General features: G+C 61.3%; 9 protein-coding genes. 1 reads left to right on the forward strand and 8 read right to left on the reverse strand.

Annotated features, from left to right (window positions below):
* Positions 1-816 precede the first annotated feature (816 nt).
* A complete protein-coding gene (locus B0G76_RS42860; protein WP_183082042.1) occupies positions 817-954 on the forward strand; it encodes a hypothetical protein in 138 nt (45 codons plus the stop codon).
* A gap of 523 nt (positions 955-1,477) precedes the next feature.
* Here B0G76_RS42860 and B0G76_RS12940 read toward each other — a convergent pair.
* From B0G76_RS12940 to B0G76_RS12985, 8 genes are all read right to left on the reverse strand, one after another.
* A complete protein-coding gene (locus B0G76_RS12940; RefSeq protein ID WP_120296343.1) occupies positions 1,478-2,944 on the reverse strand; it encodes an MdtP family multidrug efflux transporter outer membrane subunit in 1,467 nt (488 codons plus the stop codon).
* 19 nt (positions 2,945-2,963) lie between these two features.
* The gene (locus B0G76_RS12945; RefSeq protein WP_120292653.1) at positions 2,964-5,132 is read right to left on the reverse strand and encodes an FUSC family protein; all 2,169 of its coding nucleotides are present in this window, start codon (positions 5,130-5,132) and stop codon (positions 2,964-2,966) included.
* Positions 5,133-5,140: 8 nt separating this feature from the next.
* Positions 5,141-6,202, reverse strand: coding sequence for a multidrug transporter subunit MdtN (mdtN, locus tag B0G76_RS12950; protein ID WP_120292655.1), 1,062 nt, complete (start codon positions 6,200-6,202; stop codon positions 5,141-5,143).
* A gap of 20 nt (positions 6,203-6,222) precedes the next feature.
* Positions 6,223-6,504, reverse strand: coding sequence for a YtcA family lipoprotein (locus B0G76_RS12955; RefSeq protein ID WP_259460564.1), 282 nt, complete (start codon positions 6,502-6,504; stop codon positions 6,223-6,225).
* Between the two features lie 725 nt (positions 6,505-7,229).
* On the reverse strand, positions 7,230-7,547 hold the full coding sequence (locus B0G76_RS12965; protein WP_120292659.1) for a DUF4148 domain-containing protein: 318 nt from the start codon (positions 7,545-7,547) through the stop codon (positions 7,230-7,232).
* 252 nt (positions 7,548-7,799) lie between these two features.
* Positions 7,800-9,329 carry a class I adenylate-forming enzyme family protein gene (locus B0G76_RS12975; protein WP_120292663.1) on the reverse strand — a complete coding sequence of 510 codons (1,530 nt, stop codon included), beginning with the start codon at positions 9,327-9,329 and terminating at the stop codon, positions 7,800-7,802.
* Between the two features lie 162 nt (positions 9,330-9,491).
* Complete coding sequence (locus B0G76_RS12980; RefSeq protein ID WP_120296345.1) at positions 9,492-10,604, reverse strand: porin; 1,113 nt, start codon at positions 10,602-10,604, stop codon at positions 9,492-9,494.
* A gap of 202 nt (positions 10,605-10,806) precedes the next feature.
* Positions 10,807-11,910 (reverse strand): NAD(P)-dependent alcohol dehydrogenase, encoded by a 1,104-nt coding sequence (locus B0G76_RS12985; protein WP_120296346.1) that lies wholly within the window; start codon positions 11,908-11,910, stop codon positions 10,807-10,809.
* Positions 11,911-11,912 lie beyond the last annotated feature (2 nt).

Consider the following 11,912-nt stretch of genomic DNA (forward strand, 5'->3'; position numbering starts at 1 on the left):
GGCCCCTCGAAGCCGCCTCCGGAAGCTGCCCGTCGCCTCTCTTCATATGTAGTGGGATTCATACCAAGGATTGAGTCGCCCAATAAGATCGCGTGATCACATGGAGCCCGGCAATCGAGATGCTTGTTGTTGTCCTCGGGTCGAACATGGAGATAAACGGGCTTGTTTTTTCGATAGGTGAGGAACAACGCATCTTCTCCTTGCGTTTGAGGATAATCGACCTCGTTACCACATTGCACGTCGACACTGCGTTGCCAAACGTGGTTCACAGGCATCGGACCGGACCTCTTATGCGCGGGTCCTGTTAGACGGCGTCCTGCTGCGGCAGGACATACTATGGCAAGCAATCCGTCACACTGTTTCCCCATCTCGCTACACGTACGCACGCATTGCGGCGCATTTTGGGGCCGGCGGGAACACACGCCATGCACCGTCATCGTGCCGGAAAAAAATTTCGATTGGCGTTGCCGATCCGAACGTCTGGGCCAGCACTACCCGACTTTGATTCAAATTCGCACGCCCGACTCGCGTCACGCGGACCGGATAAGCCGGGGTGGGCGCCAGCCACTTTTCGATAAGCCGACGCAAGGACTTCTCTTCTGAATTCATTTCCAATCCTGCAACTGCGAAGTGCAGTCTAAACAAGACTGCGTTCGCAGAGATTGAAGCTACGAGTTCAACTGTCGTCTAAACCGTCACACCGCCGTGTCGGAGAGCCGGTCGCGTGCGGCGTGCGGCGTGCGGCGTGCGGCGTGCGGCGTGCGGCGTGCGGACCATAAGAAAACAAAGCACCGTCCGATAGACAGGAGCGTGCGGATGACCGTGCCCAATTGCCGTCGGCGTTCCGGAAAGCAGGTGATGAATCGGAATCCGGCCGTCGTCGAACATGCTGTTCTTGATGGAATGCTGAGCGATAACCTTGACGAAAATGTCAACGTCGCCCTAGGCCGTTGACTTGCATAGGGCAACGTGATGGCGCCTTGAATCAGGCTGGTTCCCATAGAGTCCTCCGCTCGATGAAGCGTCTGCATGGCGTCAGTGCCAAGGGGTACGTCAGCAGGCTTGAGAAGCAGTATGGAAGCGGTGCAGGCAATCCGCCATAGCCACTCGCTAATGGAGCGAATTCCAAAATTGCATGCGCCATCAGGTAAGGTGCGGTTCGCGGATCCTACATGGAGAATTCGACGACGCATCTGCCTTCGCTCGTTGCCTGGATCTGGCTCCGCGAGCAGGGAGTCGACCAGGTTTCGACACAACTTGTTGGCTGGGTCCATTTAAGAGCGTTCGTGCTAAAACTGGCGCACTATGGAGCAGCGGATCTGGACTGGCAGTTCCAGCGCTTGCGCTTGGAGCCGCTGCGCGATCTGCTTGTCTGCGCACCTGGATCGGCAAACCATTGTGCGCAGCCCGCGCGCGCGTCGACCTGCCCCGGTGGCGTTGCGGACGACCCTTTTGCCGGGCCCGCGAAACTGAGCGCTCAGCGCAGCTCGAACTCCACCGGCCGGTCGGCGCGATAGCCACCGCCCAGCGCCTTCGCCAGCGCGATCTGCTGGCTGATCCGCTGCCCATCGAGATCGAGCAGTCCAACGCGCTCGGCAATCCACGGCTGCCGAGCCTCCATGGCGGCGAGCCGGCTCACGAGTCCGCGCTGATAGTGCGCTTCGGCACTGTCCTTCGCAAATACAATGGCCGCCACCTTCTGCTGCTGCAGACGAGCTTCTGCGTCGAGGTCCTGCAAACGGCTGCCTGTCATCGCCACATCGCGCACCGCGTTGAGCACCGCCTGGTTGTATTGCTCGATCAGCGTGTTGCTCGCCGTGCGCGTGCCGCTGAGGTTCGCGTTCAGGCGGCCGCCGTCGAAAATCGGCAGGTACAGGCCGGGAATCAGATTGATCTGCTGGCTCGCATGGGTGAAGATATCAGCGAGATGCAATGCGTTGAAGCCGAAAAAAGCCTTGATATCGAAGGTCGGATAGAACGCGGCTTTGGCCGCGTCGATCCGGTCAAACGACGACTCGACGTACCAGCGCATCGCCTGCAGATCGGGACGGCGTGCGAGCAGTTCGTAGGCAAGCGTCGGCGGCAGGCTCGCCTGCGATTGCGGCAGCGATACCGGCTCGATATCGGGCAGGTTACCGGCTCCGGCGCCGATGAGCGCGCGCAACGATTCGCGAAACTGCCTGATCTGGCCTTGCGCGGCAACGATCTGCCGTTGCACGGCGAGTTGTTGCGCGCGTACTTCTTCCGTGCGCGTACGCGCTTCGAGGCCTCGCGCCGCACGCGCACTGTGCGATTCGACGGCAAACGCCGCGACCTCCTGCGATTGTTCCAACAGATCGATTAACTGATAGGTGGTCTGAATGCCGTAATAGAGCTGCGCCACGTCGGTGGAGATTTCTAGCTCGACCGCGGATGTCTCTGCAATCCGCGCGTTGTGCACGCCGAGCGACGCGGCCACTTGCGCGCGCTGCTTGCCCCAGATATCGACGTTCAGGCTGGCGCCGAATCCGACGATACCCTCGGTGTACCAGGGACCGGTCAACCCGAGCGCGGGTTCGTTCAACGCGTATGGCCCGAGAAAACCGTTCGCCGAGACATGCTCACGGTCGATCGCGCCCAGCGCGACCACCTGCAGACCTGAGCCGGCCTTCACGAGCTGAACATCCGATTTTGCCTGCGCCACCCGCATACGCGCGATCACCATGGTGGGCGCCCCGGCGAGCGAGCGATCGATGAGCGCATCGAGCTGCGGATCGCCATAGCCGGTCCACCAGCGCGCCGAAGGCCAACCATCGCGCGCCAGATGAATATCGTCGGCGAGACGGATCTGCTCGGGTGCGATGGTCGCGTCTGGCTTGCCATTCTCATGGATCAGCGCGCAGCCGGCCAGAAAGCAGCCTACCGCGCAGCCTAGTGCGGCGGCCCAGGTGCCGACGCTGCGCAACCCACTCACACCGACGCGGTCAGGCTGGATCACGTTCGTTTGACTCCCGAATGTTGGGCGAAAACCGCGCCTCGCCGTGCCAGTCCGGCAACGCGGATATTTCCCGCATGAGGTTATGCGCGCACGCCATCAGCCATGCATGCGGCGATGGCCCCTGCTGTGCCTCGCTCGGCTCGTCGAGTGCCGCTTCCTGCTCCAGTGCACGAACGGCCTCCGAGGCTGCCGCCGCACGCGGCGAGCGCGCCGCCGACGGCTGGGCAGCAAGCCCGTCCGCATAGCGCGCAAGATCGGCCGACGCCTGCAGCAGAACCGCCCGCGCCGCGTCATAGGCAGCGTCGCGCACGCGCGGATCCCGCACGACGAGCGCATTGTGAAGCGCATTGCCGGCCAGCATGATCTCGCGCGCCTCGCCCAGCACCGTTTGCGCGAGCACCGTCAATTGCGCCTGCGGCGCTTCCTGCCAGCTCGGCTCCAGCGCGACACGCGCAAGCATCGCCTCGCAGTCGCCGAGCGACATCCACGTTTGCAGTTGAAGCTGCGCGTAAGGCAACTGGCCCGCTGCAGCGTCGGCTGCAACCGGCTCGGCAAGCAGCGCGCTCACCGAACGCAACGTGGCCGCCAGCTTCCGCCGCAGCACATCGCCCTCGCCCTCGCGCCAGAACGACATCTGGATCGCCGTCGAGACGGCCACGCCCAGCAGGATGCCCACCATGCGGTCGCGGATTTCGGTGAGGTTCGTGGTGGGCCAGAACCCGGCAAGCAACGCGAGCGAGAACGTGAACACGATCTGAATGCCCGCATAGGCGATACGCTCGGAGCCGGCCGCCACCCATGCCCCCGCTGCAAACACCGGCAAGCTCATCAGCAGCAGGCCGGTGATGCTGTCGAGGTGCGGGACCACGAACACCACCATGAACAGCGCAAGCGCGCTGCCGGCCATCGCTCCGCCGATGCGCAGCATCGCGCGCTGCGTGGACGCACCCAGGCTCGGCAACGCGACGATCACACAGGTAAGCATGATCGTGTGAATGCCCTGCCAGTCGGCCGCGTTGTAGAACACATAGCAAATCAGCACCGCGAGGAGCGTCTTCAGCGAGAAGCGCACGTAAGCCGGATTGCTCAGTGCGTCCGGCGCCACCATCGGCTCCTCGGCCGGCGCGCCGTGCGCGGATGCATCGTGCGCATGGGCGTCACTCAACGCGTGAAGTGCCCGCAGCATCTCTTCAACCGTGGCCGGCACGGCCACTGGATCGCGCTGCCCCACGGACGCGGCGCCCACTAAACGATATGGCTGCCCGGCCGCCACCATCGAATCGAGCGCGCGGCAATTTGCACCCACCTCGCTCAACACGTTTGCCCCGAACGCCAAGGACGAGGACGCACGGGGGGATTCCGCCTGAAGCTCGCTCGCTGCACGATAAAGACGCGAAACGGTTGCGATGCAGGCTAGCCGGTAGACCTGCTCCTCGCGAACGCGCGCACTGCGCATCGCCGCGAATTTCAGCAGCTTCTGAAGAGTCAGCGCACCTTGCTGGACCGAAAGCAGCGAAATCGGCTCGGGCTGCGGGCCGCCGTCGATCACCCAGACCAGTGACGCATCGACGGCCATCAGTTGCCGGTGAATCTCCTCGTTGAGCTGCAGTTCCGGTTCGGCAGGCAACAGCAGCGAATTGATGAGCAGCGTAAGTGCAATCGGATAGTTCACGGCAACCCATACCCACAGCACCGCGCGAATCAGAAGTTCCGCCTGGTCGGTCCGGTCCACGAAGGTTTGCACATAGATGATCACGATCGCTACGATGAAGAACACCACCCCGATCTTCAGGACGCGCATCAGATAGACGCTGCCCAGAAACAGCAGGCTCGCCACCACGATGCGCACCAGCGGGTAATCGAACGTGAACTTCAGCAGCAGGATCGAGGTGCCGATGGCGAGCGTCGAGCCAACAATGAACATGATGCCCACCAGCCTCGTGACCACGACGTTCGCCTGCGTCACGTAGAACACGACCAACAGCGAAAGCGGGAGTTCCGGCACCTCGAGCGCCATGGACGTCGCAATGACGATCGCGCTCGTGAGCACGCAGCGCAGCATGATGTTGGTGCGTCCCGGATAAGCCGCGAGCTGGCCGCGCAGGAACGATCCTGCATGAAGCAGGCTGTCCGGTACATAGTCTGCGACTCGCATGGTGCCCCTCAGCCGTGTTCCGCTGCGTTGCCACGCCCGGGATTCAGCACGGCAACCGCCGACGTGCCGACGCGAAACAGCTCGGGGTTCGGATTCTCCACGCGGATCTTGACCGGAAACCGCTGCGAAACGTGCACCCAGTTGAGGCTGCGCTGAATGCGCGGCAGGCCGCCCGGCAGCGCCAGCCCGCCCTCGTCCGGCAGCACGCCGTAGCTCACGGAGTCGACCACCCCGCGAAACCGCTGACTCGTGTCGTTCATCAGATAGACCGTAGCCGGCGTGCCGGTGTGCACGCCTTTGAGTTCGGTCTCGCGGAAGTTCGCCACCACGTACCAGTGACGCGTATCGATCAGCGTGAACACCGGCTTGAGCGCGGACGCGAATTGTCCCGTGGAGGTTTTCAGCGACACGACCCGCCCGTCGAACGGCGCGCGCACGGTGGCGTATTCGAGATTGAGTTCGGCAATCGCGATCTCGGCCATGACCACAGCACGCTGGGCGACGATGGCATCGACGCCGCTCACGGCCGCCGCTGCCTGCTGCGCCTGCAGCCGTGCGGCGTTCAGTTGCGCGGCGGCCGCGCGCTGGGCGGTGCGCGCGCGGTCGACGTCCTCGGAGGAAACATAGCCCTGCAACAAGAGCGGCTCGGTCCGGTGCAGGGTATCGTCCGCCTGGACAGCGGCGGCGCGGGCGCTTTCGACCGCGGCCTGCACGGATTTCGCGTTGTACTGCTGCGCATTGACCGTGCGCTGTGTGAGCTCGATCTGCCGGTCCAGCGCGACAAGGGACGCCTTCGCGCGGGCCAGCGCGTCCTGGTACGGACGCGGATCGATCTGGAGCAGCAAGTCGCCCTGCTTGACGGCCTGGTTATCGTGCACGGCAAGCGCCACGATGCGGCCATTGACTTCCGGCACGACGTCTGTCGTGTCGGCATAGGCATACGCATCGTCGGTTCGCGGCGAACGATCGAGCAGCGCGATCACGAAGATCAGCAGCGCGGTCGCGATCAATACCAGCGCGATGGCGGGCCAGGTCTTCTTCTTCGATACTTTGCCGGCGGTCGTCGTCATAAAGCCAAATGCACGATGTTTTAGTGAGAGGCGAGCAACCAGACCACAAGCGACAGCACCGCCAATAGAGCCGGATAGACCAACGCGGCGGGGCCCACACTATCGCTGCGTTGCGTGCGTTCGAGAATCAGATAGACGATCACCGTGAGCACCACGCCGACGACAATGCAAAACAGCCAGTCGGGAAAGTAAGCGCCAAGCACGTTGATAGACGGCGCGTCGGTGCAGCCGCTCACGAGCAGGGCAGCGCCGCAGGCCGCTCCCTTCACGCCCATCATCCATCCTTCTCTGAGGTACCGCATGTCACCGCTCCAAGCTTGTTTTTGTCATTGGCCTGCTCGCTTACGTTGGGTCCTGGCATCTGCGTCACTTGACGCCGAGCCATGTCCCGAGGGCCAATGCGATGGCATTCTGCCTGATCCTCATCGATAGCAGAACGGAAAACCGCATGCGGAAAACGCATGTCATCCATGCGCTCCACAGTCGTGAACTTTCATATCGCCCTGCTACTCGATGCGCTATGACGGGTATCGCAAGAACATCTCCGCGAGAGAAAAGCGTACCTCGACATCCTCTGCAATGGCATGGACGTCATAACATCGATTCCCGTCGTGCACCTGGGCGGCGCCGAACGGTTGCGCGAGCAAAGGCGGTCCTTGATTACGCCGACGAAGCGACGGTCGATAACGATCGGGCTGACTCGAAGGACTCACCTGAAGGTGTCGGGAAGGTTGCCGACTGATAGCGCGCATCGCAAGATGCAGGCCTGCACGATGCTTGAATACGTATCGGTCCCGGATCCGTGGGACGTTGGCGTCGGGCCGCAACACGCACAATAAGCCGATGTTCGTTTGCCCGAACGGCGCTCTGCTCGGCTTCAGCGCGGATTCAAATCGGAGCGCCCAGAGAATACCGTCGATATTCGTTTAGCTGGACGGTGCGGCACGCTTAACCGGGATAGGCCAAGGGCGTCCGTCTCGCGAATCGAAACTGAGTACTGTGTGCGGTCCATTCAATTGAACAAAACTTATTGGCTAGCGCCCTGTCCAATCCCCGCCTTTTTCTGGGCATTTTGCAGATTCTGCGGGTAATCGGGATCGCTGCGGTAAGGCTGATAACCCGAATCTTCAAGCTTCTTCAACTCGGCGTTCTTTTTCGCGCGCGCCTCCTTGCGGGCCTGCTTGCGCTGCGCCTTCGTGGGCTGCGTGGCGGATGCAGCAGCCTTTGCCGCGGCCGTCCCGTTTGTGCCTGATGCTTCGGCGTTTTGCGCAGACGCGGGCGTAACCGCGCCGACGCCCAAAGAGGCCAAGGCAAAGAGGATCATCATTTGTTTGACGCTGTGCATTTTCTTTCTCCTGTTCTCTCATGTCGGACGACATGTCGAAAAGACATTGCGGGACTTCGCAACTATCCGTGCTCACGTCCTCGACCGCTACTGCGCAAGCGTGGCGTGGTACAAGCAGCACCACATCAGGCCGCGCGATCTGTTCAAAAACTGGCTCTGGCAAACTTTTCGGATTTACGCGCCGGATGCAGGTACGTGTTTCGCCCAGTACTGCAATAAGCGTCTTGCCGAAACCATCCACTGACATGCACATTACTCATCGAGCTTGTACAGTTCTTTTCGAAGAATCTTGCCGGTGCTTGTCTTGGGCAAATCATCGACAATCTGATAGAGCCGCGGAACCTTGTAAGCGGCCAGCCTCTCACGACAGTGCCGCTCGAGATCTGCCACATCAAGCGTTACTCCGGATCTGGCGACGACATATGCCTTCGCCAGCTCACCCTTGGTCTCGTCTAAGATGCGACCGACGGCCGCCATGGCAACGCCCGGATGCTCAGCAAGCACGCGCTCGAGTTCCGCCGGGTAAATATTGAACCCGCCCGTAATGATGAGGTCTTTTGATCGGTCCATGATGAAGATGAACCCGTCTTCATCCATTCGCGCCAGGTCACCCGTGCGCAGCCATCCGTTATCGAGCAGCGTTTCAGCAGTTGCAACGGAATTCCCGACATATCCTTGCATTGTGACCGGGCCGCGTATCTGCAGTTCACCGACTTCACCCGCGGCGAGGACGCTTTGGCCGTCGTCGCTGTTGGCAATGCGTGCCTGCAGGTGCGGCAGTGCAGTTCCGATCGATCCGTGCTTCTTTGGTCCGTAGAGCGTTTGTGTAGTGCCCAAACCGCCGAGTTCGGTCATGCCCCAAAGTTCGATCAGTGGGCATCCGAATGCTGCCTCCACGGCGCGCATCTTCGCTTCCGGCATTGCCTGCCCACCTACGGTAGCCCGGATCAGAGACGATAGGTCATATTCTCCGAGCTGCGGGAAATCGAGCATGTACATGTACATCGTCGGAACTCCCTCCAACAATGTCGCGCGATAGCGCTGAATGCTTTCGAGCATCCGTGCCGCGTCGAACGTCCGATGCAGCACCAGCGTGCCGCCATACGCGAACATCGTATGCATCACGATGTTGCCGTAGACATGCGTGCATGGCAGCGCGCTGACAACGATGTCATGCGCGGTGCGCACGTGCATGACGGCAGTCATCGCTGTATTCATGACAATGGCTCTGTGCGACAGCAACGCTCCTTTCGGATGCCCGGTCGTACCGGAGGTATAGCCGATCGAGCACGGATCGTCGAGGCTGATGCCTTCCACCGGATACCGCCTCGACGGGAGCGGCTCCTCTGCAAGAAGCTCAGCGAACGATATCGCGCCGGCAGGTACGTCGTCGCCGAATGCAATCTGCCATTCCAGTCGGGTCCTGTGCGACACCGCTTGCAAGGCACTGATCTTCTCGGCCGCACCGATCACCGCACGTGCACCGCAATCGTTCATCGCGTACGCGGCTTCGTCGGCAGTCAGCATCGAGTTCAACGGATTGACCACCGCGCCAATCTTCACTGCGGCGTAGTACCCGATTATCCACTCGGGGCAATTCTGCGCGTACAGTGTGATGCAATCGCCACGCATGAGCCCCAGTCGCTCGAGTCCCGCGCACAGTGCAGATGACGCGCTATCGAGTTCGGCAATCGTCCAGCTTCGACTTTCGAATATCAGTGCGACCTTGTCTGGTTGGCGCTGCGCGCTCCGGGTGATGAATTCGCCGACAGAATTGTGCATGTGAACTCCCTGCGCCGAAGGTCCGGCATTGGTGTATACGGCGCATGCGCGGAGGGGCGTGGCCTGGTGGCCGTCGGGCCCTCTCCCGCATTTGCATTCACGCGGACGATCAGATGGAAGTCCGGCGAATTTGACTTGAATGGTGACAACGGCGCGAACGAATCAAAAGTTGTGTCTTATGCCGAACAGGAAGCCCGATTGCCCTTGTCCAGGCGCTGGATCCGCACCGGTCGCATTCGTACCACTGACCGCAACGGCCGCTTGTCCCTGATTCCATACATGGCCGCCTGTGACATAAACCGACGTTTGCTTGGAGAGGAGATAGGACAGGCGCAGCGCGACTACCCTGGACGTGTTGTCCGTTTCCTTGTATGTCAACTGTCCGCCCTGCACGACAAATATGAGTGCCGGTGTGAACCAATAGCTGACACCGGCGTATACCGCATCGCTCTGCCGTTCGGTTGGGTTTCCGTCATTGATTCGCCGTACGAAGCCGCCGCCGATCGTCGCCTGCCCGATCTTTACGTATGCGTTAAGCGTTGCGCGGGAATCGTGCAGCTTGCTGCTGGTCAGTCTGGCCGCTGCTCCAGGTCCACCGTAGATTCGCTCGTAGGAGGTCGATACCCCGCCCCAACCCGCATCATACTTTAGCATTGCTGAATAATCCCTGCACGCATTGGCATCGTCCGGCGAACGCCCCCCGCAATTCGAGCCGGCCGGGGCCGCCGCACTATCGCGCCCGAAGCTATACGTTGCGCCAAAGTCGAGGCCTTTGTACCGTACGCGATACACGATCGAATTGTCGACCCGCGCGTTCGCGAGGTACGGATCGACCGCAGCCCACGTGTAAGCATTGGGACCCATGACGTCTGAGCCGGCGAAAACGAGGTAGCTCATCGTGTATTGACGCCCGAACGAAAGGCTACCCCAGTCGCCCGAAATACCGACGAACGCCTGGCGCCCGAATAGTCGTCCGCCTTGATTCAACGTGCATTGCGATGGAGAGAAACCGCTCTCGAGCGTGAAAATGGTCCGATTTCCGCCGCCGAGATCTTCCGTTCCGGTCAGCCCCCATCGGGAAGGATAGTTGCCCGAAAGCGAAGGCATCCGCCATACCGACGTACGCGCGACACCGACGTTGTTTACGTACTCGATACCTGAATCGATGATTCCGTAGAGCGTCACGGACGACTGGGCATGCGCGACCCCGCCGGTAGCCAGCAGCAGCGTGAGCGCGCACCGAATCTTGCGTGCGCGTGCGTCGGCCTCGCACATGCTGTGAATTGCGTGGACCTTCATATGTCTCCTCCGGGAATCCCGTCCGATTTTAGAAGTACTATTTGATGGACGGCGAGTGACGGGTCAATTGTGCTTCTCCTCCATTCCGCGACGAAGACCGACCTCACGCCGGCGCGACCGAAATCGCACTCGGCGTTCCTGCCAAGCGGCCTTCAATGTTGAGATGCGGATCTGCCCCTCACGGAATAACGATCGCCTTCAATACTTCGCCCTGCTCCGATGCTTGAACGGCCTCGTTGATTTGCGAAAGTGGGTACTTTTTGATCAGCCGATCGAACGGAAAGCGCCCCTGCTTCCATAGATCGATGAGTTGCGGAATGAAGATGTCCGGGATGCTGTCGCCCTCGATGATTCCCCTGACGTTCCGCCCAAACAGGATGGAATTCAGATCGAGCACGACCTCAGTCCCCAGTGGAGCGACACCGATCACGCCACAGGTGCCGGTCAGCCGCAGGCAATCGACAGCCTGACGCACAACCTTCGGAATCCCTGTGCATTCCAGCGAATATTGAACGCCTTCTCCCGCAGTAAGCGACTTGATTCTCTCTACAGGATGGCCGTCGGCGGCGTTGATCGTGTGTGTTGCCCCCAACTCCTCGGCGAGCGCGAGCCTGCTGGCGTTGAGATCGACTGCGACGATCGTCGTGCATCCCACCACTCGCCCTGCCATGATCGCGGACAGCCCGACCGACCCGGCACCAAACACCGCAATGCTCGACCCGGCGCCAGGCTTGAGTGCGTTCATCACGGCCCCCGCACCGGTCTGGATGCCGCAGCCAAGCGGCCCCATGATCTCGATCGGTACATCGTGGCGCACTTTGACGACGTTGCGCTCGGTCGCAAGAGCGAATTCACCGAACGATGACTGGGCAAAGAAGTACCCCGCGAGCTTTTCGCCGTGCGCCGAACAGCAGGGCGACGAACCATCAGGCCGCGCACCTGAAAAGTTGCGTGCGTAAAGATCCGGGCAGTAGCCGTACAGTCCCTTCTGGCAGTTCGCGCACACACCACAACTCGCATAGGTAAGCACGACGTGATCACCCGGCGCGACCTTCGTGACGGCCGCGCCCACCTGCACCACGACGCCGGCCCCTTCGTGGCCGAGTACAGCCGGCAATGGCGTCGGGAAGTACTGGTCGCGCACGACCATGTCGGTGTGACATATGCCGGTACCGCGTATCTCGACAAGCACCTCGTGCTCGCGCGGCGCATCGAGCTGGATCTCTTCGAGTTCGAACAGGCCCGACTTCTCCCTTACTACAGCAGCTCTGATAGCTCGCATGG

Origin of the sequence: Paraburkholderia sp. BL23I1N1 (assembly GCF_003610295.1) — a bacterium.
Taxonomy (GTDB): Bacteria; Pseudomonadota; Gammaproteobacteria; order Burkholderiales; family Burkholderiaceae; genus Paraburkholderia.

Excerpts from the sequence above, each read along its gene's own strand:
- B0G76_RS42860 (WP_183082042.1), top strand. The coding sequence starts at position 817 with ATGACCGTGCCCAATTGCCGTCGGCGTTCCGGAAAGCAGGTGATGAAT.
- B0G76_RS12945 (WP_120292653.1), bottom strand. The coding sequence starts at position 5,132 with ATGCGAGTCGCAGACTATGTACCGGACAGCCTGCTTCATGCAGGATCG.
- mdtN (WP_120292655.1), bottom strand. The coding sequence starts at position 6,202 with ATGACGACGACCGCCGGCAAAGTATCGAAGAAGAAGACCTGGCCCGCC.
- B0G76_RS12955 (WP_259460564.1), bottom strand. The coding sequence starts at position 6,504 with ATGCGGTACCTCAGAGAAGGATGGATGATGGGCGTGAAGGGAGCGGCC.
- B0G76_RS12965 (WP_120292659.1), bottom strand. The coding sequence starts at position 7,547 with ATGCACAGCGTCAAACAAATGATGATCCTCTTTGCCTTGGCCTCTTTG.
- B0G76_RS12975 (WP_120292663.1), bottom strand. The coding sequence starts at position 9,329 with ATGCACAATTCTGTCGGCGAATTCATCACCCGGAGCGCGCAGCGCCAA.
- B0G76_RS12980 (WP_120296345.1), bottom strand. The coding sequence starts at position 10,604 with ATGTGCGAGGCCGACGCACGCGCACGCAAGATTCGGTGCGCGCTCACG.
- B0G76_RS12985 (WP_120296346.1), bottom strand. The coding sequence starts at position 11,910 with ATGCGAGCTATCAGAGCTGCTGTAGTAAGGGAGAAGTCGGGCCTGTTC.